This window comes from Streptococcus oralis subsp. oralis (assembly GCF_002096455.1).
In the GTDB taxonomy this organism is placed as follows: Bacteria; Bacillota; Bacilli; order Lactobacillales; family Streptococcaceae; genus Streptococcus; species Streptococcus oralis_CY.
The window spans coordinates 29850-56076 of the sequence record NZ_NCUL01000008.1 but is presented as its reverse complement, the minus strand read 5'-3'; the positions used below and the strand labels follow the sequence as shown (position 1 = coordinate 56076).

Genomic DNA, 26227 nt, shown 5'->3' with positions numbered 1-26227 from the left:
AATATTCCTAACTGCTTAAATTTGGGGCGAGTTTGGGGCGAAACACCCACAAAGCCCGATAAATCAATAGCTTTTAATCCGTCTACCGCCTTATAGTAAACCAAAAGACTCCTCGTGAGTCTTTTTTCTTATAAATGGGAGCTTGAGCACCTGATGGTGGCTCAAGCTCCTTTACTCTGTTTCTTCTTCATTTTCTATTTCAGTGATTTGAACTTTTACCTTGGTCACACGTCCATTTTTCACCTTATCATTGGTCAGGACGATCTGCTTGTTTTGACTGACCAGTTCATAACTGATTATTTCAGTTGTTGGAATCGTACCAACACCCGTCAAATAATAACCAGCAATGGTATCCACATCATCGCTTTCTAGTTCGACACCAAAGTAGTCATTGAAGTCGTTAAGATTCATGGTTCCCTGTGCAATATAGGTGTCCTCACCAATTTGATGGACTTCGATTTCTGCCCTATCTGTCTCATCATCGATTTCACCGACAATTTCTTCTAAGAGGTCTTCCAGAGTTACCAAACCAGCCATACCACCGTATTCGTCTAGTAAGATGGCCATTTGATTTTGGGTATTTCGAAGCTCTTTAAGGAGGTCGTCCACAAAGATGGTCTCAGGCACAAATAGTGGTGTTTGGAGGATTCGTTTCCAGACAATATTTTCAAAGCCATCTGCATAGGCGGCGTTTAGCAAACGCTTGGTATGAATCAAACCAATCACATTGTCCTTATCCCCATCGTAAACAGGGATACGTGAGAAATTTTGCTTTAGAATACTTTGGATAATCGTTTGACTGTCATCCTGAATATCTACCATAAAGGCATCTGTACGAGGCACCATTAGCTCACGAGCCATCAGTTCATCTAGAGAAAAGATTCCCTGTAGCATCTCAATCTCATCTGCATCCAGTGTTTCTTCACTATTGGTGAGCATGTACTCTATTTCATCACGTGTCATCTTTTCATCAGCATCATCAAAGGTCATTGGCGTCACACGGCTCAATAGATTAGTTGAAGCCGACAGAAGCCAAACAAAGGGGCTGACAATTTTCCCCAAGCCAATAATGACTGGTGCTGTTCGGATAGCCAAGGTATCTTTCAGATTTAGAGCAATTCTCTTGGGATAGAGTTCCCCAAAAACAATAGAAATATAGGTCAAGAATGCCAAAGAGAGGAAACTTGCAATAGCGTAAGCTGTTTCACTATTTCCTATCCAAGATGCGATTTCGCGTCCTAGAGTTTCTGCTAAACTAGCCCCTGACAAGATGGTAATTAACGTGATACCAACTTGAATTGTTGATAAAAAGTGGTTAGGATTTTCAAGTACCTTTAACAAACGAACGTAACGTTTGTCTCCCTCCTCTGCCTTTTGCTCCACTCGGGAACGGTTTAGTGACACCATCGCCATTTCAGTGGCTGAGAAAAAAGCATTTAAAAGGGTCAAGATAAATAACAATACAAACTGTAGCAACAAATTCTGACTGCTCGGGTCTTCCATAGTCCTTCTCCTAAAATAGTATCTTGTGTTCCATTATATCATAAAATCGATCAGGATTCACATTATTTTTCATTTAAAGAACAACTCCCCTGCCTCTAGAAGACAAAGGAGCTGTTTTTATTATATCTATTGTTTCTAATCTGTCACTGTTACTTGACCCGTTTGGTAATCAAGCTGGATTCCCTTTTGAACATTGGGGATTAGGACATTGAATTCCAATTCGCCATCTGAAGACTTGGCTTCGATTTGTGAAGCCGATGGAACTAGGTCCTCATTTGTCGCATAGTGGAGCGTCACCCGATAACGGACCCTCTTGTTTTGGTCCAAGGCTTTTCTGACCAAACTCTCATAGTAGTTCTGACCTGTCGAATCTTCAGCCTGTGCTTGGTTTGCCCAAGCTGTCTGGACTGCAATGTTCTTGGGATTGCTAGTAGAGGCATCAAAACCATCCAAACCACCTATCAAGGCATAGCCCAGCAGGTGTCCTCTATCAACTGCATGTGTGTAGGCTCCCCTTAGATTCTTAACCTGATGCCATCCTGGTGGCGTCCAAGAGGTTGAGCCATTTCCAGTCTCTTCACGATTCTTATACTGTCGAGTCGCTTTGGATAAGAGAGCATTGGCAACAGTTGGGACGGTCTCTTTCCCGACTGGTTTTGTTTTATTATCCGCGTAGGGTTTGCTAGAAACTTTGGCATCTAGATTGGTTTTATTGCCATTGACAATGAAGGCCCCTGCTCCATTCCACTCAAGATCACCCTTGATTTGGTTTTTGATTGACTCAGTTAAGACACTCTCAGCTAGCTCCTGACTGGGAGCTTCTGAAGCTTGTTTTTTCTGACTAATCTTTGTTCTAGGGGTGTTTGGCGCTGTCCGCATCTGCTTGATATAGTAGCTTCCAGCAGCCAAGAGTAAGAATAGAAGCAATCCTATCAGAGCTTGTCTTGTTTTTTTGTCCATTTTTCTCCTTATTTCTTTAGAAAAAGACTGGTCTCCCAGTCTAATTTCCTGTAAATTTGCTAATCAATTCCTGCCACTTTGCTGGAGACAAGATTGCCCATGGATCCTGTCCCTTTCCTAGGATACCATAGCCAACCATCAAGCCGATTCCTAAAGCCAGAAAGCCTAGCAATAGTACGATAAAAATCAACAGTAAACGACGGAGTACATAGCGTAAGTTTTTATTCTTCTTCATCATTTGCCTCGATTCGCTGAATCTTCGCTCCTAGCTGAGCCAATTTCTCATGGAAACGGTAGTAACCTCTATCAAGGTGGACTAATTTACCGACAACTGTTTCTCCCTGCGCCACCAGACCTGTCAAAATCAAAGCAGCACTAGCGCGAAGATCCGTTGATAGAACTTCTGCCCCCTGTAAAGCCTGTCCCCCAACAATACGAGCTGTGTCACGGATAATCTCTGAATGCAAGCCCATACGGCGCATTTCCTCCAAGTGTTGGAAGCGATTCTCAAACACCGTTTCCACCATGGTGGATTCCCCTTTTGCGACTGTCATCAGGGCTGTAAATTGTGCCTGCATATCTGTTGGAAATCCTGGGTGCGGTAAGGTTTTTACATGAACAGCCTTGAGATTTTCAAGTTGAGAACGAACACGGATACCTTCTGACTCCTCTGTCACTTCAACGCTCATTTCAAGTAGTTTTGAAATCAAGGGGCGATTGTGTTCCCAGACTGCATCACGAACGAGGACATCTCCACCAGTCATAGCTGCAGCCACCATAAAGGTTCCAGCTTCGATACGGTCCTGTACCACATTATGAGTTGTTCCATGGAGTTCCTCGACACCAGTCACTGTGATGGTTTCTGTACCAGCTCCCTTGACCTTGGCTCCCATTTCATTAAGAAGGATAGCAAGATCAACAATTTCTGGCTCACGCGCAGCATTTTCAATCACTGTGACACCATCAGCTAGAGTCGCTGCCATCATCAGATTTTGTGTTGCGCCGACACTAGGGAAGTCCATGTAGATATGAGCGCCATGCAGGCGTTCGGCCTTGGCTTCGATGTAACCAGCTGTCTGGGTAATCTTTGCCCCCATAGCTTCTAAACCTTTGAGGTGGAGATCGATCGGACGACTCCCGATGGTACATCCCCCTGGCATAGAAACTTTGGCATGGCCTACACGAGCAAGGATTGGTCCCAAGACAACGATGGATGCACGCATCTTGCTGACATACTTGTATGGAGCTTCCTCCGTGATATCACCAGTCGCATCAACCTCAACAACATGAGCTTCCTCATCAAAGTCCACCTTGGCATTCAGACCTCGAACCACTTGATTCATGGTGAAAACATCTGACAAGATTGGGACGTTCTGCAAGACTGTCTTCCCCTTACTTGCTAGAATAGTCGCTGCCAACAAGGGCAAGACTGCATTCTTTGCTCCCTCGATCGTCACACTCCCGACCAGACGATTATCCCCGCCTTGAACCACAATTTTTTCCATAGTTGTTTCCTTTACTTTTGATTTTATAATAGTCCTCTAAGTGCTTCTTGCCACAGTTGGTACAAACTGATAAAGAATGAACTCAAGATGTAGCCCATCACCATACTAAAGAAGCCTACCAACAAACGAACCTTTTTTGTGTTAGTAGCGGTCACTTTTAAAACCTTTTCCCATCTTACAAGATCCTTCAAAAGGTAAAAACTCAAATAAATAAAGAGTATATGACTACTTAGAGTGAATAATAATTGAACCATTTGACTATTATACCATCTTATCCGCTTGCGCGCTAGTTTTCAATTTTTTTACAAATTAGGGATTGTTTTTAAGGTAATCAATCGCATCCTGCAAGGTCTTAACCGGAACGATTTTCATCTCTGTCTTGATCGTTTTGGCAGCTTCTAGGGCTGTTTCATAGTTGCTTTTCGCATTGGGATCTGCTTTTTTTGCTTCCTCGGTGACTGGATTGTCAGGAGCAAAAAAGATGTTGGCTCCCTGACGAGAGGCTGCCACCACTTTTTTGTCAATTCCACCGATGTCGCCAACATTTCCATCGCGATCAATGGTTCCCGTTCCCGCAACGATGCGGCCATTACGAAGTCCTGGATCTGCTATCTGGGTGTAAATAGCGAGGCTAAACATGAGACCGGCACTTGGCCCGCCGATACCAGCTGTTGAAAAGCGAATTGGAACGTCACTGGTCACTTCCGTACGGTCAATCAAACCAATCCCAATCCCGTTTTTCCCGTTTTCGAGAGTGATAATTTTACCTTCAGCAGACTTGACTTTTCCGTCTTCTTCATAGGTTACCTTGACCGTATCCCCTAATTGTTGAGAATTGACATAGTCGACCAAGTCTTTTGAACTGTCAAATGTTTTGTCATTAACAGCCGTCACGGTGTCTGCAATGTTCAGAATGCCCTTAAAAGTTGAATTGTCCGTCACGGTCAAGACATAAACTCCCAGATACTTGAGTTCAATATCCTTACCAGCGGTCTTCAATCCTTGATACTTGGCCATGTTTTGAGAAGTTTGCATATAGAACTGATTGATCCGCATAAACTCCGCATCCGTAGAACCACCCGTAGTCTCCTTGGCGCTTCTAATATCTGTGAAAGGTGTTAACCAAGCATAGACAAGATGCGATAGGGTTGCGTGTCGAATCCCAACTGTCACAAACTGGTAAGCTCCTGCTTCTGTGTCTTCTGTTTCATTGACTTTCAAAACGCGACGAATATCCTCCGCTCCACCCGGAACTTCTATGTAGTAAGGTAAAGGTACTACAAAGGCTAAAAACGTCAATACTAGTGCTAGGATGACATATAAGGGCCATCTAGTTTTTTTCTTCATGTTCTAATTCCTCCACAACACTGTTTGGGACATATTGCTGGATCTCCTGACCAAACTTCAGAAGTTCTCTCATGGCTGAAGAGCTGATATAAAGATGCTCTTGGCGGCTATATAGGTAAATGGTTTCGATTTCTGGAGCCAGTTGATGATTGTAGTAATCAAAACTAGACTCGTATTGCAAGTCGGAGGCGTTCCGCAAGCCACGGACAAGGGTTTTAGCCCCCAGTCTTCTTGCAACATCGACGACTAGTTGGTCATGAGAAGCCAGCACCTCTACATTATCTAAATGCGCCACCGCTTTTTCGACTGCTCGTTTGCGATTTTCAACAGGGAGAAAACCTTGTTTGTGGGGATTGTAGAACACCCCGACATAGAGCTTATCAAAAAGTTTGCTGGCACGTTCAATCATATCCAGATGTCCATTTGTCATCGGATCAAATGAACCTGTAAATAATCCAATTTTATCTGACATAGACCGTCACCTTACTAATCCCATATATTTTTTCTTTCCAGATGCCTAAGCAGGCGATTTCTTCTGGAAGTTCTACAGATTTATCGGTTTCACAGACAACCATGACCTCTTCGGAGAAAAGGTTTCTTTCTGCCATTTTCTCGATATCTGCAACGATTTGTTCCTTGGCATAGGGAGGATCTAAAAAGACCAGGTCAAAGGGACCATTCACTTGCTCCAAGGCCCGTTCAGCCTCCATCTTTAAGAGCTGAAATTTGGAAACTTCCTTGGTCATTTGGATATTTTCAACGATGATAGCTTGCGCCTTTCGATCCCGTTCCACTAAGACAGCATGGGACATCCCACGCGAGACTGCCTCAATGGATAAACCACCACTGCCAGCATAGAGATCCAAGACACGACCACCCTCAAAATAGGGACCTATCATGTTAAAGATAGCTCCACGCACCTTATCTGATGTCGGCCTCGTCGTCTTGCCTTCTAGCGTCTTGAGGGGACGCCCTCCGTAGATTCCTGATACGATTTTCATACCGTTTATTATACCAAATTATAGGCAAAAAGAGAAAGAAAACCGAACCTTGCGGTTCGATTCTCTACAAAATATTTTCGTACGTATCGCGAACTTCTTGAGGCCAAACACTGGTCTGAACCTCTCCGATGTGTTTCTTACGAAGAAGGAACATGGCCATCCGAGACTGTCCGATACCTCCACCAATTGTCAGTGGGAAAAGGCCGTTAAGCAGGGCTTTATGCCATTCCAATTCTAGACGATCTTCGTCTCCTGTAAGAGCCACTTGGCGACGGAGGGTATCCTCATCTACCCGAATCCCCATTGATGAAAGTTCAAAGGCACAACCAAGAGATTCGTTCCAAACGAGAATATCGCCATTTAGTCCCTTGTAGCCATTTTCAGACTCTGTTGTCCAGTCATCATAGTCAGGTGCGCGGCCGTCATGAGGTTTTCCGTCAGGCAACTCGCCACCGATACCAATCAAGAAGACTGCACCGAACTCTTTACAGATTGCATTTTCACGCTCTTTCGGTGTTAAATCTGGATAGCGTTCCACCAACTCTTCTGTATGGATAAAGGTGATTTGTTTTGGCAAGATAGATTCGATGTCATAGCGGGCTTCTACGGCTAGCTCTGTCAGACGGATAGCCTTGTAAATCTTCTCAACAGTTTCCTTGAGATAGGCGATATTGCGTTGACCGTTTGGGATAACCTTCTCCCAATCCCACTGGTCCACATAAACTGAGTGGGTCGCATCGAGCGAATCTTCGTCTGGACGAAGGGCCTTCATGTGAACAAACAGACCCTCACCTTCACCGAAACCAAAACGAGCCAAGGTGTGGCGTTTCCATTTGGCAAGTGAGTGAACGACTTCATAGGTTTCATCTGGAATCTGCAAAACCTTGACGGATACTGGATTTTCAACACCTGATAGGTTGTCCTGCATCCCATCCCCGACCTTGCTCAAGATAGGACCTTGAACTTCAACAACTTCTAACTTATCTTTCAAATACTGGGTAAAAGTGTTCTTCACAAAGGAAATTTCTTCTTGTTGATGAATAAAACTTTTCTTCATAAACAGCTCCTCAAAAATTAGTTAAAAGCATTATACACCTATTTCCAAGAAAAGAAAAGAGTAAATAAGAAAAAGTCAGTGCTCTTTTGAACACTGACTCTGTCATTCATTAATCGTTTCGACCAAAGATTCGTAAGATGCTAAGGAAGAGGTTGATAAAGTCTAGATAGATGCTAAGCGCCATTGAGATGACCCAACCTGTCGCTACTTGTCCTCGTGACTGCTCATAAACATAGCGAATCTTTTGGTTGTCCCAAGCAATCAAACCTGAGAAAACCAAGACCATGGCAATACTAATCATGTAGTCAAAGAAACTATTGGCTAAAAATAGATTCACAACCATAGCAATGATGAGACCAACAAGCGCCGCCATCAAAGCTCGGCCCATTCCACTCAAATCTCTCTTAGTGAAAATTCCGATTGCCGCCATGACAAAGAAGAGAAGGGCGCTGGATACAAAGGCTGATAAGACGGTCCCAGGTGTATAGAAGGCTACGACAAAACTAAGCGTAAAACCATTTAAAACAGAATAAACTAAAAATACTGGGAGAGCTGCTGGACTATTTTTGGCAGCCATGCTACTTGCAACAAAGACTAGAGCAAGTTCTGCAAAAGTTGCAATCATCAACCAGAGACGGCCATGCATTAAAAAGTAGACCAATTGGGACTGAAAGACTGTCAACATCAAAGCTGACACGAGAGCCGATAGACCAATCCCAAGACCCACAAAGGCATATACCTTAGCGTAAAATTGATTAAGACCTGAACGTTCTTGAATAATCGTTTGATTCATTCTGATTCTCCTTTTTCTATAAATATGTCTTGATTATAACAAAGATTTTATAAATTAGCTGAAATAAAACATCAATATGCCTGCTGCAACTGCCACGTTGAGACTCTCTGCCCGACCTTTCATGCCAATATGAACCAGCTGATCAGCACTCTCAGCCATGACAGAACTAATCCCCTGTCCTTCATTTCCCATGACTAAAACAAAGTTCTCTAGTGAAGAAAGCTCACGATAATCCTTTGACTCTCTCGATAAGGTCGTTGCCAGAATAGGCAAATCGCTCTTCTTTGCCTCTTCTACAAAGCTGGCAAGAGGCATACGATAGATAGGCAAATGGAAATGACTTCCTTGCATGGAACGCAAGGTCTTGAGACTGTATATATCCGCTGACTTGTCTGAAACAATGACCCCTGTAAAACCTGCCGCATCCGCCGTCCGAATCATGGTACCCACATTGCCAGGATCTTGGACATCTTCTAAAAATAGAAACTTACCCTGATGGAGATCAGGCAGTCCCACTTCTTCTTTTTGAATCACTGCAACAATCCCTTGAGGAGTTTGCGTATCTGCCAAATCTAGCAAAATCTCCTCTGAAACCCAGATAGTTTGAGGAAAAGCAGCTAGCTGATCTCGGTAACTTTCTAGGGCAAAGACCTTTTCAATCGTCACCCCTGCTTGAACAGCTTCTTCAAACAAGTGCCATCCTTCAATCAAATAAGCAGACTTTCGATATTTTTTTTGATGTAATTTCTTGGCATTTTTTACCACAGAATTGGCTTTTGAGGTTATAATAGTCATAGAAATATTATATCACAATCAAAGGGGTTTGGTATGCAAAAGGTTAGAATGATTGCCCAAGGTAGGGTGCAGGGTGTTGGTTTTCGTTGGGGTGTTTATACTTTAGCTCTTGAAATCGGTGGCATCACTGGTCGTGTCTGGAATAACGACGACGGCACAGTGGAAATTCTTGCTCAGGCAGACTCCTCTGCAACTATGGCAAAATTTATCCAAGAAATCCGAAAAGGTCCGACACCTTTTTCAAAAGTTACCTATCTAGATGTACAAATGAGCAACTTTTCATCCTATTCGGACTTCAAAGTCGCAAATTAGGTCTCTAGAACTATTGTATATTTTACAAAAAAACAGTAGAATAGAAAGGTATAATTTTTAAAGAAGGAATGAAAACATTGAAATCTATTAAACGTTTTGCCCTCTCTGCTATGGGAGTGGCTATGCTACTCGTCTTGACAGGCTGTGTCCAAGTAGACAAAGCCACAGGACAACCTACAGGATTGATTTGGAATACCATCGGAGCACCTATGGCTGAAGCTATCAAGTACTTCGCTACTGATAAAGGTCTAGGCTTTGGTGTGGCTATCATCATCGTAACCATCATCGTGCGCTTGATTATCTTGCCACTTGGTATCTACCAATCATGGAAGGCAACGCTTCACTCTGAAAAGATGAATGCCCTCAAACACGTGCTCGAACCACATCAAACACGCCTCAAAGAGGCAACAACTCAGGAAGAAAAACTAGAAGCCCAACAAGCTCTCTTTGCAGCTCAGAAAGAACATGGCATCAGCATGTTCGGTGGTGTAGGATGTTTCCCTATCCTCATTCAAATGCCTTTCTTCTCTGCTATCTACTTTGCAGCCCAATACACTGATGGAGTAGCTAGCTCTACCTTCTTGGGTATCGATCTTGGTTCACCAAGTCTGCTCCTTGTCGCTTTCGCTGGTATCCTCTACTATCTCCAATCACTCCTCTCACTTCATGGAGTAGAAGACGAGATGCAAAGAGATCAACTAAAAAGAATGATTTACGTGAGTCCACTCATGATTGTCGTCTTCTCCCTCTTCGCACCAGCCAGTGTGACGCTTTACTGGGTTGTCGGTGGTTTCATGATGATTCTCCAACAGTTCATCGTTAACTATGTTGTTCGTCCAAAACTTCGCAAAAAAGTTCGTGAAGAATTTGCCAAGAATCCACCAAAAGCAAGTTCATTTTCAACTGGAGGCGGACGCAAAGATGTCACTCCAAACCAAGCAACTGCGATCATGACCAATAAGAAACATAAAAAACGCAATGCTGGTAAACAACATTCTAGAAAATAAGAAAAAGCTTAGCTGAAAGGCTAAGTCTTTTTGCATCACAAAAGCCCGATGTCTCCATCAGGCTTCTTTTTTATCCATGAACACGTTTCATGTAGTCTTGATAGCTCTCTGTATCCATGAGTTTTTTAGCATTCTTAACGCGGTCTGCTGTTGGTGGTTTGACCCCTTCGAGCGAATAAGGAATTCCTAGTTCACGCCACTTGAATTCTCCCATCGTGTGATAAGGTAGGATTTCAAACTTGTCAACGTTTTTGAGGGTTTTGACGAATTTACCGAGTTCGATCAAATCCTCATCTCTATCTGTCAATCCCGGAACCAGCACATGGCGAATCCAAACAGGCTTCCCGATATCTGATAGGTACTGGGCACAGGCCAAGATGTTTTTATTAGTTTGGCTTGTGACAATCTTGTGCTGTTCTTCGTTGATTTCCTTGATGTCCAGGAGAACCAAGTCTGTCACCGCCATGAGTTTATTAAACTTTTCGAGATAACGTGGTTTATTACGGAACGGAAGGGCACAGGTATCCAAAGTACAGTGGATTCCTTTTTCCTTGGCCTTGGTAAAGAGGGCAATTAGGAAATCAATCTGTAAGAGGGCTTCTCCTCCACTGACAGTGATTCCTCCCTTGTCTCCCCAGAAACCACGGTAGCGAAGGGCTTCTGTCAAGACATCGTCTACTGTCCGTTCGCGTGATTTATTGGTCTCCATAGCCCATGTGTCTGGGTTATGGCAGTACTGGCAACGCATGTGACAGCCCTGCAAAAAGACAATAAACCGAATCCCAGGGCCATCTACCGCCCCAAAACTCTCTGTCGAATGCACCATTCCTGTCACTTGTCCATAGTCAATTGTTTCTTCAGACATATCGTCACCTTCCTTGAAACCGTTTTATAGTTTTATTATATCACGAGTAAGGTGAAAAACAAGGTTTTTTTGTCTATTTTTTAGAAAGCAATCTGTTTTTCACTTTCATTTTCAATTTCTTTTAATGATCCGATTCAAAATCAAAACCATACAAGGTTGCAAAATAGTCCTCAGGGCGCTCTGCACGGCGGATTTGGCGGGCTTTTCCTTCTTCGGTATAGAGGATTTCTGCCGAGCGTAGTTTGGCATTGTACTGGTAACCCATGGAGAATCCATGTGCACCTGTATCATGAATCACTAGCAAATCACCGATTTCTGTATGAGGTAGTTCGCGGTTCACTGCAAATTTATCATTGTTTTCACAGAGTGAACCAACCACATCTACCACCTCAACTGGTCCATCTGGATGGGTCAGATTGGTGATATGGTGGTAGGCTCCATACATGGCGGGGCGCATGAGGTTGACTGCTGAGGCATCCACGCCCAGATAGGTACGGTAGGTTTTTTTCTTATGAGTGACTCTTGTGACCAAAGCTCCGTGAGGCGCCAACATAAAGCGGCCTAATTCAGTAAAAATCTTGACCTGACCAAGTCCTGCAGGTGTGAGGACTTCCTCATAAACCTTACGAACTCCCTCACCAATCACAGCGATGTCATTTGGCTCCTGGTCTGGGCGATAATTGACTCCGATTCCGCCGGAAAGATTGATAAAGTCTAGCGAAATACCCAACTTTTCCTTAATTTCAACGGCTAATTCAAAAAGCTGACGCGCCAACTCTGGGTAGTAGAGATGGGTGACGGTATTGGATGCTAGGAAAGAGTGAATCCCAAATGTCTTGGCTCCTTTTTCCTTCAAAACCGCAAAGGCTTCAAAAAGCTGATCCTTGGTCATGCCAAACTTGGCTTCTCCAGGATTGTCCATGATGTCTGTCCCTAGCTCAAAAACTCCTCCAGGATTGTAACGACAAGAGATAATTTCTGGAATGCCTGCCGCTCGCTCTAGATGTTCAATATCTTCAAAGGCATCCAAGTTAATGGTCGCACCTAATTCACGCGCATAGGCATATTCCTTGTCAGGCGTGTTGTTAGAAGAGAACATGATTTCAGAACCGGGGAAATCCAGTTTATGGCTCATCAAAAGTTCCACATAACTAGAACAGTCCACACCACAACCTTCCTCTTGGAGGATTTTCAAGATGGCTGGGGTTGGAGTGGCCTTGACGGCAAAATATTCTTTGAATCCCTTATTCCAAGAAAAGGCCTGGTTGACGGCTCTTGCTTTTTCACGAATCCCCTTCTCATCATACAAGTGAAAGGGAGTCGGGAACTCTGCAACAATTGTTTCTAAATCTTCACGGCTGATAAATGGTGTTTTCATAAGCATCCTTCTATTCTGTTTGCAAAGAAAGGCTGGGACAAGCGTTCCAACCTTTAGTTCTATCTCTTATTTGTCTTCGTCAAAGATATTTCCAATCTCGACATCGATGGATTGGTTCTTAACATCAATATTAGTTACTTTCAAGAGTGACTTGTAATCAAACTGCTTTTCACGTTCTTCTTGGGCATTGTCTGCAAAGACTGCGACACCAGCTAGTTCAGAATCGAATTCACGCAAGAGACTAATCATCCCGTTGACAGTTCCGCCGCCTTTCAAGAAGTCATCCACAATCAAGACACGACTGCCTGCCTTGAGACTGCGTTTTGAAAGGAACATTTTCTCAATGCGGTCACCACTGGAACCTGAAACATAGTTGACGCTGACCGTTGAACCTTCGGTAATTTTCAAGTCACGACGCACAATGACAAATGGAACGTTGAGGACATTGGCAACTGCATTTGCGAGTGGAACCCCTTTAGTTGCTACTGTCATAACGGCATCGATTTTTTGGTCCATAAAGCTCTTGGCAATGATACGCCCAATATTTTTCAAAATGGCAGGCGTACTAAGCAAATCAGACAGGTAAATGTAGCCACCTGGCAAGATACGGTCGCTTTCTGAAAGTTTGTCACGCAAGTCTGCGATCATTTCTTTGGCTTCATGACTCGAAATTGATGGTGTAAAGATAACGCCACCACCTGCTCCAGTCACAGTCTGAATATGGCCGATTTCGATTTCCTCAAAGGCACGCTTGATAATCACGATGTCCTCTGAAATCGATGATTTAGCAGATTCGTACTTTTCTGCAAAGGTATTGAGACTTGTTAGTTTGTATGGATTATTAATCAAATAGTTGGAAATGACAACCATCCGATCACTTCTTCTTAATTTCATTTTTATTTACCATTCCATTTAATTTTGATATTTTATCCATTATACCACATTCACATAAAAAAACGAACATTATTGCGTAAAAAATGCTCGTTTTTCTTAAATTATTAATCTAAATCTGGTTTATAGAAGGAACGATTGTCCATAGCGAAGATTTTATTGGTCATCTCTCCTTTATCCACCAAAGCTAGAGCTGTTGACATCATCATCATGCTGGCATCTAGATTGTCAATCATATGGATAATCTCCGCCTCCATGATACGTGGACGGACTGGACTTCCATACTCCAGTAAGCCATGATGACTGAGGATAACATGGCGCAGTAGCACCACTTCTTCCCTAGTATCATCGATGCCTAGTTCCATGACTGTCTTGGTTATTTCACTATCGATGAGGGCGATATGGCCGATGAGATTGCCTCGAACTGTGTACTCCGTCTGATCGGGACCACTGAGTTCTAAAACCTTAGCCAAGTCGTGTAGCATAATCCCAGCATAGAGCAGGCTCTTGTTGAGCTGAGGATAGATATCGCTAATGGCATCTGCCAAACGCACCATGGTTGCCGTGTGAAAAGCCAAACCCGTTTCAAAGGCATGGTGGTTGGTCTTGGCAGCCGGATAGGAGTAGAATTCCTTATCATACTTGGTGTAGAGACTACGAACGATACGCTGCCAGACAGGATTTTCAATCTTGAAAATCATTTGCGACATGTAGTCACGAATTTCCTTGACATCAACCGGCGACTTGACCTTGAAATCAGCTGGATCATTGGGTTCCCCAGGCTGAGGCAAGCGAAGAGTAATTTGATTGACTTGAGGTGTATTATTATAAACTTCTCGACGTCCCTGCATGTGGACGACTTTCCCTGCGGTAAAGGCCTCAACGTTATGAGGTTGGGCATCCCAGAGTTTCCCTTCAATCTCGCCACTATCGTCTTGGAAGGTAAAGGCTAGGTAATTTTTCCCAGCACGCGTCTGTCTTAGGTCAGCTGACTTAATCAGGTAAAAACCTTCAAACAGCTCATCTTTTTTCATGTGACTAATCTTCATATTCTTCCTCATCTTCTTGGAAATGGAGTAGATCAAGCGCAGGCTCACCTTCTGATAATTCAATGTGACGGAGCGTCCGCTCGATAGCTGTGGTACGACGGTTTAATAATTCATCAATATTGCCAGAGGCATGTTGGAGATGCTTTTGTGCTTTGACCAGAATGCCACCAAACTTGCCAAACTCGGTCTTGACGCTGGCAAGAGTCTTGCTGATATGGTCGGCACTCTTTTGGATATTGAGAGTCTTGAAGCCAACTGATAGAGAGTTAAGCAGGGCTGATAGGGTACTTGGACCAGCAACAATAATCTGCTCCTCCCGTCTCAAATCATCAAAGAAGACCGGATTGCGGACGATCTCTGAGTAAAGTCCTTCTGTCGGAACAAACAAGACTCCAAAATTGGTCGTCCGAGGCGGCGCTATGTACTTGCTCTTGATATCCTTGGCAAAGCGCTTGACGCTTGCTAGGAGTGACTTACGACAGCGTTCGATTTCGTCCTTATCGCCTGCTTCATAGGCTTCTTCCAAGCGGTAATAATCCGCCAGTGGAAACTTGGAGTCAATCGGCAAATAGACATATTCCTGGTCGCCTTGGCCAGGTAACTTGATGGCGTACTCTACTCGCTCGCTAGAGTTTTCAACAGTTGCGTATTCTCGTTCGTACTGGGTAGGCGTCATGATGTCTTCGATGATTTGCCCCAGTTGCAATTCGCCCAGAATTCCTCGCGTCTTGGTTCCAGAGAGAACCTTGTTAAGAGCTCCGACATCACGGGCAACTGTCTGCATTTCTCCCAAACCTCGATTGACAGACTCCAGTTGCTTGGAAACTGTCTCGAAGGAAGCCTGCAAGCGCGTCTGCAAGGTCTTTTCCAACTTTTCCTCGACTGTCTGACGCATTTGTTCTAAACGTTGCTCATTTGATTCCTGCAGAGCTTGGAGGCGTTGGTCGGTCTTGTCCCTAGTTTGCAACAGATTATCTGTCATTTCTTGACGGACTTGCGTCAGGCCTTGGTGCAACTCCATTCTCACTTCTTGCAAACGGTCGCTGACAGCCACTTCCAAGTCTTTTTGATCCAGCTGGCTGGCTTGTCTGGCTTGTTCAAAGCGGTAATCCAGTTGATCTGAAAGATTGTCTGCCTGATCCTCCAAACTCTTGGCTAGGTACTTGTCTTGCTTATCCTGCCTTTGCCAAATCAGAAAGAGTCCAGCTAGGTTGACAATTAATAATAGTAATAATACAGTCTCCATCCTACCTCCTGTCCTTGCTATGTAGCACGACGACATAACCATCTGAGCAAGTTACCGAAACTTCCCTATCTATATATTCGTTAGAAGCATACACTTTTTTAAAGAAAAAATTTTCCTCTGTCAATTCGTACTTGGCACCAAGAATGGTCAGCTGGCTATCCCGAACAGGCATAAAGGCTAGATAATCGTAGTCTGAACGGGGCTCTAGCTGACTGGTTCCTTCTGGACAATAGGCAATCAAGTTTTGCCCATCCTCAATCGCTATCTGGCGCATATAGGGTGCCAACTTGGGATTGCTAGGCAGAAAGACATTAGCCAGCATATGATCAATACGACCACCCAAAGCCCCAAAAATGGTCACTTGGGCTTGAGGATTTTTTTCAAAAATCGTTAAAAGTGCTAGTTCCAGATCCGTATCATCCTTTTCTGGCTGGGCTTGAACAAAATGTTTGGCACGTTTTTGAATCAACTGACGTTCGTCTGCAGTCACCGAATCAAAATCCCCAACTGCTAGAGTGAGAGGCATATCTTCTTCCAAGACCCAGAGCGAACCGCGATCCACACCGACAAAGCAATCAAAATCCGTCCGATAATGACCGAGATCTCCGCCTGCAAAAACGGCAACCCTAGTCCAATTGTTTTCTGAGAGTTTGCACTCGTTCATTGACATCTCCCTTAAAGACATAGGATCCTGCTACAAAAACGGTCGCTCCAGCTTCTTTGGCTTGAGCAATGGTCTGGTCATCAATACCGCCATCGACTTCAATCTCAAAGCTCAAACCTTTTTCCTCACGAAGGGCAACCAACTCACGAACCTTGTCCATGGTTTCAGGCAGAAAGGCTTGCCCACCAAATCCAGGGTTAACTGTCATGACCAAGACTTGGTCAACTAGGTGAAGGACATGCTTAATCGCCTCAACAGGTGTACCAGGATTGATGACAACCGAAGGTTTGACACCGAGCGAACGAATCTTTTGAAGAGCTCCATGGATATGAGGCGTTGCTTCTACATGGATACTGATAATGTCTGCACCTGCGCGCGCAAAGTCTTCCAAATGGTGTTCTGGATTAGCTACCATCAAGTGGCAGTCAAAGACCATCTTGCTATGAGGACGAAGAGCTTCGACCACACCTGCACCAAAACTGATTTGCGGTACAAAGTGACCATCCATGATATCGATATGGGCATATTCAGCCCCAGTTGCTTCTAGACGTTTAATTTCTCGTTCAAAGTTGGCATAATCTGCTGCCAGAATTGACGGAGCAATCTTGTATTGAGACATCTGTTTCTCCTTATTTTGGAATTTTTTTGCTGACTTTTTTGTAGGTTTCTCTGCGATTTTCAATCTCACTGAGAAATTGCAGGTAGTTGTCAAAACGGAAGGTTGCAATGGTTCCTTCTTCTACAGCTGGCTTAACCGCACAGGACGGTTCATGGGTATGGGTACAAGTACGGAATTTACAGTCTCGACTGACACTGGCAATCTCTGGAAAGGCCTGATTGAGGTCTTCAGCCGTTGACACTTCATAATCCAGTGATGAAAATCCTGGCGTGTCCGCGATTTTACCCCCATTGAGATTGTAAAAACTAACAGCTCGAGTGGTATGGCGACCACGACCTAGACTGTCTGAGATCTCTCCTGTTTCAAGATTGAGATCTGGTGCGATTTTATTGAGGAGTGTTGATTTTCCAACACCTGTCTGCCCCATAAAGACCGTCACTTTTCCTGTCAACAAAGGTAGGAGTTCCTCTTTACTAGTCACAAAGTCATAGCCGATGTCACCATAAGTCTGTTCATAAAAATCCAGTTCTCCCCTATCTTCCAGCAAGTCCATTTTAGAAATATAAACGATAGGATGGATGCCCTTGTGTTCCAGAAGAACCAAGAAACGATCCAACAAGTTGCTGTTGAAGTCCGGTTCCTTGACGGACATGATTACCACAGCTTGGTCAATATTAACAATAGGCGGACGGACCAGACTGTTTTTCCGTTCGTGTATATTGAGGATATAACCTTCGGAATTTTCCTCAGCAGAGAAATCTACCCAGTCCCCAACGTAAGGGGTATGGCCTTTCTTACGGAAATTCCCACGCGCGCGTGTCTGATAGACTTGGCCATCACTCTCCACATAATAGAAGCCCGCCAAGGCTTTAATGATTTGTCCCTGCATCTTAGAGTCCTTGTCCTTTAAGCGCATCTGCCAGACTAGCAAATTCTGCCAAGCTGAGAGCTTCACCACGCACAGATGGAGACAAGCCTGCCTGATCCAAAGCCTTGGTCAGTTTGTCCTTGATTTCTTCGGTCTTCCCAAAATAACCTGTCAGGTTATTCCACAAGGTCTTGCGACGATGGGTGAAACTAGCCTTGGAAACCTTAAAGAAGAAGTTCTCATCTTTCACTGCTACAGCTGGCTCTGGACGACGCACCATTTTCAGGATAGCTGAGTCTACGTTTGGCGCTGGCACAAAGACCGTACGAGGCACGATAAAGGCAACCTTGGCTGTCATGTAATACTGCACAGCAATCGACAAACTACCGTAAGCCTTGGTATTTGGCTGTGCTGAGATACGGTCCGCCACTTCTTTTTGCATCATAACGACAAACTCACTAAAAGGAATGCCACTCTCGATTAAATGCATGAGAATAGGCGTTGTGATATAGTAAGGTAAGTTGGCTACCACCTTGATTGGCAGGTCTGGATTTTTGAAATTCTGGATATGCTGCGCCAAGTCAACTTTGAGAATGTCCTCGTTGACTACGGTCACATTATCAAAATCACGCAGGGTATCCGCTAAAATCGGTACCAAACGGTGGTCAATCTCAAAAGCCATGACCTCTGCCGCACGCTCAGTCAAAAATTCTGTCAAGGCACCAATTCCTGGACCGATTTCAATGACATTAACCTGATCATCAATCTCAGCTGTATCCACGATTTTTTGAAGAATATTGGTATCCGTCAGGAAATTTTGCCCAAAGGACTTTTTAAAGGTAAAACCGTGACGCTCCAGCACCGCCTTGGTCACGCTATAATCTGCAATTCTCATTTATTCTCTTTTCTAATATAATATGCTTCCGGAGTATAATGATAGAGCAAAACAAATAAGGGAGTCTCAGTAATTCCTTCCAACATCTCTTTTAAGACCGCATTTGGATGGATAATCTCTCGTGTTTTGGTGAAATAAACACCTTGTTCCCCATTTCGATTACGGAGTTCCCAAGCGACATTGTTTCCTTGAACAGACGGCAAATAACGTTCCTTTTCTAGAAAGTCAAAAAATTCTTTCACCGTCATTTCTTCAGGAATCTCAAATTCTGTCTCATGAGACAATGCATCGTCTCCCATACACACAGAATCTCTATCAACTCGAATTTTCATTTCGCACTGTCCTTATAAGCTTCTATTTTAACGCTATCAAAATAAATCTAAGTACCTCTATTGTAACACATTCCTTTTGTATTTTTGGGTTATCTGGCTATTGTTATCACTTTTCAGGACTCTCCAAACAGATTTCGATATCTAAATTTCTTTCCACTATTGAAATAAGCATAAAATTTATTTTTCTAATTCTTTATAGATTGTCTCTTGAAAATGTCAGTTGTTCAAGTAAGGAATAGAGTTTTGCTTGCTCTTCTTCTTCGTAAGCAGATCTATTTGCTTTTACTTCCCTGCATTTCTCGTCATACAAAAAACCGTCATATCCATCTTCTGTAGATAAGGCTGTGTAGACTTTGGCCATTTCTTCAGGACTAATTGAAAATCTTGACTTGATTTTATACAAATTTTTCATAAAATCGCTGAGGTGATCATAGCGGCGCATATCAACTTTGACATTGGTCACACGGATTGCCTGAATTTTGATACCTTTCCAATGTTTCCGCATATAAAGCGACAGCATCAACAAGGCTAGTTTATTCTGATAATAAGTCTTAGCAGGATTGTAATGTTTTTGACCAGCTAAATTTTCAAAATCAAGCTTCATGAAAGGATAAAGAATCAGCCCTTGGGAAGAGATATTAATAATCCGACCACTCTCAGATTTTTCCAACAAACCTTTCAACAAGATAGAAAGCAAGAAAGGGGCAACAATATTGGTCGCAAATTGCTTTGCTAATCCCTCCCTAGTCAGGATTGGCTTTTTGACTGACAAATCAAAATCAGCCGCATTGTTAATCAGAACGTCTAGAACGTCTTCTTTTTGAATATACTGTTCCGCCGCTTTTCTGATACTCTTCATATCAGATAAATCAACCAAGATATAATCTACATGCGGATTTCCTGTCTGCTGACGAATTTCCTCACAAGCTTGCTCGGCAGCTTCTTTCCGTCTACAAAAGAGAGTTACCGACCAGCCCTTTTCAGCTAATTGTTTTGCAGCCTGATAGCCAATACCACTATTGCCACCCGTAATAATCACTTTTTTCATTTCTGACTCCGTTAGTCTGAATACTTAGCCATCACTTCTTCCACTTCTGCCAAGGTTATCCCAAATAACTCTAAGCGCTTGAGGAGTTGCTTGCCGTTGGAATAGCCGATGCGGAGCTGTTCGCCTAGATACTCTCGGCGTCTACGGCTGTCTGCTCCCGCTAGGAAACCTAGGCGAATCAAGTCACCACGACTGATGTCAAACTCGTTCTCGTTTTCAAATTGCTCTGTCACCTGAGCCAGTGCTGTTTTCAGGTCCTCATAGCTAGCGTGTTCGATTCCCAGTGAACGCCCCTTGGTCTTGGACTTGGGAACCGCTTCATCTCGTTTGAGAAAGGCATGCTGAACTGTCGGAAGGGCCGTCATAATCATGCGACGAATCCGCTCCCCATTAAAATCTGGATCGGTAAAGACAATGACTCCATGCAGTTCATGCAGGCGCTGAATGCGTTCTATATCCTGGTCATTTATTGCGGAACCTCGTGTTTCATAGGTCTCTACATCAAAGTAACGTTTGAGATTGGCCGTATCATCGCGACCTTCGACCACAATGACTTGAGAAATTTTTTCTTTCATCACTTGCTGTCCAATCCAAAGATACGCTCTGCATTTGCAGTCGTTATAACTGCTAATTCCTCGGTCGTCATCCCACGCAAGTCGGCGATAAAATCTACCACATAGCGTGTGTAGGCTGTTTTGTTTTCACGGCCACGTTTAGGAACAGGAGCCAGGTAGGGTGCATCCGTCTCTACCAAAATCTTGTCTAAAGGAAGCTCTCTAGCAGCTTCTTGGATATCCGTCGCTTTCTTAAATGTCACCACACCTGAGAAAGAAATGGTCATGCCAAGCTCGACAAACTTCTCAGCCCACTCCAAAGAGCCTGAAAATGAATGCATAATCCCACCACGAGGACCAACGCCCTCACTCTTGATAATCTCATAAGTATCTTCTAGCGCATCACGAGTATGGACCACAAAGGGCAAATTCAAGTCCTTAGACAGCTGAATCTGACGACGAAAAACCTGCTCCTGTACTTCCTTAGGTGCTGTCATCCAGTGATAGTCCAGACCAATCTCCCCCAAGGCAACAACCTTGGGATGTTTTAGTTTTTCAAGCAAGTAAGCTTCGACCTCATCTGTGTAAGTCCCTGCTTCCGTTGGATGCCAACCAATAGTTGCGTAGAGTTGCTCATACTCATCTGACAATTCTAGGGCTCGCTCAATGGTTGGCTTATCAAAACCAACAATATTCATCTGTGTCACACCCATCTCAGCAGCCAAGGCGATTTCTTCGGCCTCACGTCCTGCAAATTCTTCCACATTTAAATGTGTGTGCGTATCAAAAATCATCTCTTCTAACCTCATTTTCTTCCATCTATTATACCAAAAATAGCATCCCTCGGCTTGTAAAAATATTCTAATACCAATCATTCTCCCTTGACTGCCTTTTTTCAAAGCAGTATAATAACACTTATTGAAATTTTCAGCAAAGGAAACGAAAATGTTTAGAAAATTAAAATATACCTTTATCGGTCGACCACTCAAGTCTCTCACAGACGGCGAAGGGGGATTACTTGGAAAAATGCAGGCACTTGCAATGTTATCCAGTGATGCCCTGTCTTCTATTGCCTATGGACCTGAACAAGTCATTCTCGTATTAGTCAGTCTCTCTCCTCTCGCCATTTGGTGGAGCCTCCCTATCGGTATTTTTGTCCTCTTACTGCTCGCTAGTTTGACCATTTCCTATCGTCAAATCATTCATGCCTATCCTCAAGGCGGAGGGGCTTATATGGTCACTCGGGAAAATCTTTCCCCTGAACTGGGCTTGATTGCTGGAGGCAGCCTCCTTGTTGACTATATGCTGACAGTAGCCGTATCCGTTGCGTCTGGAGCTGATGCTATCACTGCAGCTATCCCTGCTCTCCATCCCTACAATCTTCATATCTCTATTTTCCTAGTCTGTCTGCTCATGCTCTTGAATTTAAGAGGATTGAAAGAATCTGCCAGCTCTCTGATGATTCCCGTCTACCTCTTTATCTTCAGTACCGTCTTTCTCTTGCTTTATGGGGTCTTTCAACTGTTTACAGGTTCCCTAAACTATCAGGCGACTTCAACCATTGGACAAACTGTTCCGAGCCTTTCCATCGTTCTCCTATTGAGAGCCTTTACCAGTGGTTCTGCCTCTCTGACAGGGGTTGAGGCTATTTCAAATGCAGTACCATTTTTCAAAACTCCGAAAGAAAAGAATGCTGCTCAGACCTTGACCATCATGTCGCTGATTTTAGGATTCCTTTTTGCAGGCATCACCTTCCTAAACTACTGGATGGGCATCACGCCTCAAAATGGAGAAACCATCCTCTCGCAAATGGCCAAGGGCATTCTTGGTGATTCATTCTTTGGTCATGCTAGCTACTATCTCTTCCAGTTCTCAACAGCCTTGATTCTAGCTGTAGCTGCAAATACTGGCTTTTCAGCCTTCCCTATGTTGGCCTACAATATGGCTAAAAACAAGTACATGCCCCATCTCTTTATGGAAAAAGGGGATCGCCTTGGCTACTCCAACGGTATCTTAACTCTGGCCTTTGGGGCTATGATCCTTCTTCTCATTTTTAACGGGAATACTGAACGCTTGATTCCTCTTTATACTATCGGGGTCTTCGTTCCCTTTGCCCTCTCTCAGACTGGGATGATTCGCCATTGGAAAAAGGAAAAAGGAGCAAACTTCTTAAAACCTGCCTTTGCTAATATCCTTGGGGCCATAATTTGTTATGCTATCGTTCTCATTTTACTCCTCTTCAGACTGGGTGATATCTGGCCATTCTTCCCAATTATCCTAGTTTTAACTTTCCTCTTTTTGTCCATTCACAGCCATTACCAAAAAGTGGCAAAACAACTACGACTCTACGAAGGAATTGAAAAGCGCACTTATGACGGCAATCTTGTCCTTGTTCTAGTAGGAAATGTCACTCGAGTAAGTGTCGGAGCCATTAACTACGCTCAAAGTATCGGTGACGAAGTGTTAGCCATGCACATTTCTACTAAAGAAACGGCAGAAAAAGACCAAGAAATTCTTCAGGAATTTGCCGATTACTTCCCAAATATCACTCTGAAGAATATCAATACCAGCTACCGCGACATCATCACCCCTAGCGTTAAGTATGTCAAACGAATCGCCCAAGAAGCTAAGCAAAAAAACTACACCGTTACAGTCCTTGTCCCACAGTTTATCCCTAACAAGCCTTGGCAAAATATCCTGCACAATCAAATGAGCCTTAAACTAAAATACGCTCTCAGATGGCACGAAGACGTCGTTGTCGCTAGCTACTCTTATCACTTAAAAGAATAAACAAAAACTCAAAATCAGTAACTTATATCTGGTTTTGAGTTTTTTGTATGTGACCTTTTAAATGAGCCCTCCATGAGTTTCATCTGAAATGACCTATTTCGTGGACAATGCACTCTTTAAAATCAAAAGAAAAGCCAGTAGACTCGAGTTCCTACTGACTTCTTTGTTGAATTCGTTTGGATTAAGCAGCCAAAACTTTGCGTCCTTTACGACGACGAGCTGCCAATACGCGACGACCGTTTTTAGTTGACATACGGTTACGGAATCCGTGTTTGCGCGCACGACGAAGTTTACTTGGTTGATAAGTACGTTTCACGATGAATACCTCCTCATAGATTTTGTATTCGTTTAGCCGGCTATAAAGTGATCAGTTACTAAACATACTTTACTATTCTATCTGATTCTGACCTATTTGTCAATAGCTCTAAGTAAATGTTTCCTGCTTTTCCCTATGAAAGCCTTATCTACGATACTGACTCAAGAAACGTGTCATCTTTTCTTGAATTTGCGCCAATTCGTCCACACGAGGAAGGTAAACGATACGGAAATGGTCTGGTTCCTTCCAGTTAAAACCACGACCATGAACCAAGAGAACCTTTTCCTGCTTCAAGAAATCAAGAACGAACTGTTCATCATCATCAATGCGGTACATATTGCGGTCGATTTTAGGGAATATATAAAGACCCGCCTTCGGCTTGACCGCAGACAAACCTGGGATATCTTGAATGGCATTGTAAATGAAGTTTCTTTGCTCATAGATTCGTCCACCAGGAAGGAGCAATTCATCCACTGACTGGTGCCCACCTAGTGAAGTTTGTACGACTTGCTGGGCCAAAACGTTAGAGCAAAGACGCATATTGGACAGCATATTGAGACCTTCGATATAGCCCTTGACATGGTGCTTAGGACCAGACAAGACCATCCATCCTACACGAAAACCAGCGATACGGTGAGATTTTGACAAACCATTCATGCTGACACAGAAAACATCAGGTGCCAAGCTTGCCACAGGCGTATGCACATGCCCATCCATCACCATGCGATCATAAATTTCATCCGCAAAGATGATCAAATCGTTCTGACGAGCAATCTCAATAATCTCCAGCAAGAGTTCCTTAGGATAAAGGGCTCCAGTTGGGTTATTTGGATTGATAAGGACGATTGCCTTGGTATTGGAAGTAATTTTTGACTTGATATCGTCAATATCTGGGTACCACTCTGCAGCTTCATCACAGATATAGTGAACGGCATTCCCCCCAGCTAGGCTGACCGCGGCTGTCCAGAGAGGATAGTCTGGCATAGGCACCAAGACCTCATCGCCATTATCCAAAAGCCCTTGCATGGACATAACAATTAGCTCACTGACACCATTTCCAAGGTAGATATCATCAATATCCACATTGGGGAATTTCTTCAGTTGGCAATACTGCATGATGGCCTTGCGGGCTGCGAAAATCCCTTTGGAGTCAGAATATCCCTCACTATCACGCGCATTCATAATCAAGTCATGAATGACCTCATCTGGCGCTGTAAAGCCAAATTCTGCTGGATTCCCTGTATTCAGACGTAAAATCTTTTCTCCGTTTGCTCGCATCCGCATGGCTTCTTCCAAAACAGGGCCACGGATATCATAGGCAACGTGCTCTAACTTACTAGACTTGTTATATTCTTTCATCTTGTTTCCTCAATTCATAGAGATAGTAACATTATACCACTAGAAAGGGATTGCGACAAGTTTCCTGAAATGAGCAAGCAAAGAAAAAAACTCACAACGACTAGGTTCTCACTGTCTAAACAACTAGAATACAGAAGTATTTTCTCACATACCAAAAGACAAACCTAGAAAGACTAATGCTAAAAAGGAGTCATACAAAAGATTAAACATGAGAAAGAGCCCCCACGTGACCAAATAGTCCAAGCGACCACTTCTCTTTGCAATCACAAATAAAATGATGTGGTAGACTAGGTGAAAGAGAAGAAATCCAACAAAACCTGGATAGAGAACGGGCACGACTCTTCCCAGCTGCCAAAGCATCACTACTTCACCTACAAGTGACGCAAGGATCATTCCATGATAAAGAAAACTTATTTTTTTAGAAACTTTAACAGACCCTTTCATACTTTCTCATCCCCTCGCTGTGTTTCCTACTATCCCGTTTTCTTTTATTTTAACATATCTCCACCAAATTGAATCTCCGATAATATTTATTTAAATATGATTTTTACTTTACTTCTTTAGTGAAAAGGGTTACAATAACAGTAAGAAAATTTCAGGAGGTTTCATTATGGCACAACGTTACCAAAATGTTATGGTCGCAATTGATGGTTCTAAAGAAGCGGATTTGGCTTTCGTCAAAGGTGTTTACACTGCTCTACGCAACGAATCCAAGCTCACCATCGCCCATGTTATCGACACACGCGCTCTTCAAAGCGTGTCTACCTTTGATGCTGAAGTTTACGAAGAACTCCAAGTCGATGCTGAAAGTCTCATGAAGGAGTACGAAAAGCGCGCAAGAGATGCTGGTGTGACCGATATTCACATCGTCATCGAAATGGGAAATCCAAAAACCCTCCTTGCCCGTACTATTCCAGACGCAGAAAATGTCGACCTGATTCTCGTTGGTGCAACAGGGCTCAATGCCTTTGAACGCCTCTTGGTTGGTTCTTCATCTGAGTACATTCTCCGCCATGCAAAAGTCGATTTGCTAGTCGTGAGAGAAAGAGAAAAAACATTGTAGTCATTAAAAA

Annotated in this window: 31 protein-coding genes; 4 read left to right on the top strand and 27 right to left on the bottom strand. The window is 43.5% G+C overall.

Going from position 1 to position 26227, the window contains the following annotated elements:
* Window positions 1-171: 171 nt before the first annotated feature.
* The 11 genes from B7720_RS04860 to B7720_RS04810 all read right to left on the bottom strand — a co-directional run bounded on the left by B7720_RS04860 (window position 172) and on the right by B7720_RS04810 (window position 8961).
* On the bottom strand, window positions 172-1503 hold the full coding sequence (locus B7720_RS04860; protein WP_084856786.1) for a hemolysin family protein: 1332 nt from the start codon (window positions 1501-1503) through the stop codon (window positions 172-174).
* Between the two features lie 135 nt (window positions 1504-1638).
* The gene (locus tag B7720_RS04855; protein WP_084856784.1) at window positions 1639-2463 is read right to left on the bottom strand and encodes a DNA/RNA non-specific endonuclease; all 825 of its coding nucleotides are present in this window, start codon (window positions 2461-2463) and stop codon (window positions 1639-1641) included.
* Between the two features lie 40 nt (window positions 2464-2503).
* Window positions 2504-2698, bottom strand: a complete 195-nt coding sequence (locus B7720_RS04850) for a DNA-directed RNA polymerase subunit beta (protein ID WP_000739701.1) — start codon at window positions 2696-2698, stop codon at window positions 2504-2506.
* Window positions 2685-3968 (bottom strand): UDP-N-acetylglucosamine 1-carboxyvinyltransferase, encoded by a 1284-nt coding sequence (gene murA, locus B7720_RS04845; RefSeq protein WP_084856781.1) that lies wholly within the window; start codon window positions 3966-3968, stop codon window positions 2685-2687. The genes B7720_RS04850 and murA overlap by 14 nt, the downstream gene beginning before the upstream one ends.
* 23 nt (window positions 3969-3991) lie before the next feature.
* Window positions 3992-4222, bottom strand: coding sequence for a DUF1146 family protein (locus B7720_RS04840; protein ID WP_008276638.1), 231 nt, complete (start codon window positions 4220-4222; stop codon window positions 3992-3994).
* A gap of 55 nt (window positions 4223-4277) precedes the next feature.
* Window positions 4278-5315, bottom strand: coding sequence for a SepM family pheromone-processing serine protease (locus B7720_RS04835; protein WP_000730772.1), 1038 nt, complete (start codon window positions 5313-5315; stop codon window positions 4278-4280).
* Window positions 5299-5787, bottom strand: coding sequence for a pantetheine-phosphate adenylyltransferase (gene coaD / locus B7720_RS04830; RefSeq protein ID WP_084856778.1), 489 nt, complete (start codon window positions 5785-5787; stop codon window positions 5299-5301). Before coaD ends, B7720_RS04835 begins: the two co-directional genes overlap by 17 nt.
* Window positions 5777-6316 (bottom strand): 16S rRNA (guanine(966)-N(2))-methyltransferase RsmD, encoded by a 540-nt coding sequence (gene rsmD / locus B7720_RS04825; protein WP_084856776.1) that lies wholly within the window; start codon window positions 6314-6316, stop codon window positions 5777-5779. Before rsmD ends, coaD begins: the two co-directional genes overlap by 11 nt.
* A 64-nt stretch (window positions 6317-6380) precedes the next feature.
* Complete coding sequence (gene asnA / locus B7720_RS04820) at window positions 6381-7373, bottom strand: aspartate--ammonia ligase (RefSeq protein WP_000747998.1); 993 nt, start codon at window positions 7371-7373, stop codon at window positions 6381-6383.
* 109 nt (window positions 7374-7482) lie between these two features.
* Window positions 7483-8166, bottom strand: a complete 684-nt coding sequence (locus B7720_RS04815; RefSeq protein WP_084856773.1) for a Bax inhibitor-1/YccA family protein — start codon at window positions 8164-8166, stop codon at window positions 7483-7485.
* Window positions 8167-8220: 54 nt separating this feature from the next.
* The gene (locus B7720_RS04810) at window positions 8221-8961 is read right to left on the bottom strand and encodes a TrmH family RNA methyltransferase (RefSeq protein WP_049478354.1); all 741 of its coding nucleotides are present in this window, start codon (window positions 8959-8961) and stop codon (window positions 8221-8223) included.
* Window positions 8962-8994: 33 nt separating this feature from the next.
* Between B7720_RS04810 and B7720_RS04805 the strand changes: the two genes are divergently transcribed.
* Both B7720_RS04805 and yidC read left to right on the top strand, forming a co-directional pair.
* Window positions 8995-9273, top strand: coding sequence for an acylphosphatase (locus B7720_RS04805; RefSeq protein ID WP_001174620.1), 279 nt, complete (start codon window positions 8995-8997; stop codon window positions 9271-9273).
* A gap of 77 nt (window positions 9274-9350) precedes the next feature.
* Window positions 9351-10280, top strand: coding sequence for a membrane protein insertase YidC (gene yidC, locus B7720_RS04800; protein ID WP_049479479.1), 930 nt, complete (start codon window positions 9351-9353; stop codon window positions 10278-10280).
* 70 nt (window positions 10281-10350) lie between these two features.
* Here the strand turns inward: yidC and pflA are convergent, their stop codons facing one another.
* From pflA to B7720_RS04735, 13 genes are all read right to left on the bottom strand, one after another.
* A complete protein-coding gene (gene pflA, locus B7720_RS04795) occupies window positions 10351-11145 on the bottom strand; it encodes a pyruvate formate-lyase-activating protein (protein WP_084856771.1) in 795 nt (264 codons plus the stop codon).
* 121 nt (window positions 11146-11266) lie between these two features.
* Entirely contained in the window at window positions 11267-12523 is a 1257-nt protein-coding gene (locus B7720_RS04790; RefSeq protein ID WP_000856549.1) for a diaminopimelate decarboxylase, read from the bottom strand.
* Window positions 12524-12589: 66 nt separating this feature from the next.
* Window positions 12590-13417, bottom strand: a complete 828-nt coding sequence (gene purR, locus B7720_RS04785) for a pur operon repressor (RefSeq protein ID WP_002874197.1) — start codon at window positions 13415-13417, stop codon at window positions 12590-12592.
* A gap of 104 nt (window positions 13418-13521) precedes the next feature.
* Complete coding sequence (locus B7720_RS04780) at window positions 13522-14463, bottom strand: 3'-5' exoribonuclease YhaM family protein (RefSeq protein ID WP_000703205.1); 942 nt, start codon at window positions 14461-14463, stop codon at window positions 13522-13524.
* Window positions 14453-15709 carry a DNA recombination protein RmuC gene (locus B7720_RS04775; RefSeq protein WP_000450917.1) on the bottom strand — a complete coding sequence of 419 codons (1257 nt, stop codon included), beginning with the start codon at window positions 15707-15709 and terminating at the stop codon, window positions 14453-14455. The genes B7720_RS04780 and B7720_RS04775 overlap by 11 nt, the downstream gene beginning before the upstream one ends.
* 1 nt (window position 15710) lies before the next feature.
* Window positions 15711-16373 carry a thiamine diphosphokinase gene (locus B7720_RS04770; protein WP_001001243.1) on the bottom strand — a complete coding sequence of 221 codons (663 nt, stop codon included), beginning with the start codon at window positions 16371-16373 and terminating at the stop codon, window positions 15711-15713.
* Window positions 16336-16992 (bottom strand): ribulose-phosphate 3-epimerase, encoded by a 657-nt coding sequence (gene rpe / locus B7720_RS04765; protein WP_000084991.1) that lies wholly within the window; start codon window positions 16990-16992, stop codon window positions 16336-16338. The genes B7720_RS04770 and rpe overlap by 38 nt, the downstream gene beginning before the upstream one ends.
* A gap of 10 nt (window positions 16993-17002) precedes the next feature.
* A complete protein-coding gene (gene rsgA / locus B7720_RS04760) occupies window positions 17003-17881 on the bottom strand; it encodes a ribosome small subunit-dependent GTPase A (protein ID WP_001161999.1) in 879 nt (292 codons plus the stop codon).
* A gap of 1 nt (window position 17882) precedes the next feature.
* A complete protein-coding gene (gene rsmA, locus B7720_RS04755) occupies window positions 17883-18755 on the bottom strand; it encodes a 16S rRNA (adenine(1518)-N(6)/adenine(1519)-N(6))-dimethyltransferase RsmA (protein ID WP_001216881.1) in 873 nt (290 codons plus the stop codon).
* Window positions 18752-19087, bottom strand: a complete 336-nt coding sequence (locus tag B7720_RS04750; RefSeq protein WP_002874188.1) for a hypothetical protein — start codon at window positions 19085-19087, stop codon at window positions 18752-18754. Before B7720_RS04750 ends, rsmA begins: the two co-directional genes overlap by 4 nt.
* 193 nt (window positions 19088-19280) lie before the next feature.
* Window positions 19281-20135 (bottom strand): SDR family NAD(P)-dependent oxidoreductase, encoded by an 855-nt coding sequence (locus B7720_RS04745; RefSeq protein ID WP_084856768.1) that lies wholly within the window; start codon window positions 20133-20135, stop codon window positions 19281-19283.
* Between the two features lie 11 nt (window positions 20136-20146).
* Window positions 20147-20710, bottom strand: coding sequence for a ribonuclease M5 (gene rnmV, locus B7720_RS04740; RefSeq protein ID WP_042903146.1), 564 nt, complete (start codon window positions 20708-20710; stop codon window positions 20147-20149).
* The gene (locus tag B7720_RS04735; RefSeq protein WP_042903193.1) at window positions 20710-21483 is read right to left on the bottom strand and encodes a TatD family hydrolase; all 774 of its coding nucleotides are present in this window, start codon (window positions 21481-21483) and stop codon (window positions 20710-20712) included. The genes rnmV and B7720_RS04735 overlap by 1 nt, the downstream gene beginning before the upstream one ends.
* 151 nt (window positions 21484-21634) lie before the next feature.
* Between B7720_RS04735 and B7720_RS04730 the strand changes: the two genes are divergently transcribed.
* Entirely contained in the window at window positions 21635-23479 is a 1845-nt protein-coding gene (locus B7720_RS04730) for an APC family permease (RefSeq protein WP_042903145.1), read from the top strand.
* Window positions 23480-23660: 181 nt separating this feature from the next.
* Here B7720_RS04730 and rpmH read toward each other — a convergent pair whose 3' ends face one another.
* The 3 genes from rpmH to B7720_RS04715 form a co-directional block, all read right to left on the bottom strand.
* Complete coding sequence (rpmH, locus tag B7720_RS04725; protein WP_000831905.1) at window positions 23661-23795, bottom strand: 50S ribosomal protein L34; 135 nt, start codon at window positions 23793-23795, stop codon at window positions 23661-23663.
* A 144-nt stretch (window positions 23796-23939) separates the two neighbouring features.
* A complete protein-coding gene (locus B7720_RS04720) occupies window positions 23940-25154 on the bottom strand; it encodes a pyridoxal phosphate-dependent aminotransferase (protein WP_042903144.1) in 1215 nt (404 codons plus the stop codon).
* Window positions 25155-25298: 144 nt separating this feature from the next.
* On the bottom strand, window positions 25299-25598 hold the full coding sequence (locus B7720_RS04715; RefSeq protein ID WP_042903143.1) for a hypothetical protein: 300 nt from the start codon (window positions 25596-25598) through the stop codon (window positions 25299-25301).
* 166 nt (window positions 25599-25764) lie between these two features.
* On the opposite strand from B7720_RS04715, the gene B7720_RS04710 reads away from it, so the two are divergent.
* Entirely contained in the window at window positions 25765-26217 is a 453-nt protein-coding gene (locus tag B7720_RS04710) for a universal stress protein (protein WP_000079161.1), read from the top strand.
* Window positions 26218-26227 lie beyond the last annotated feature (10 nt).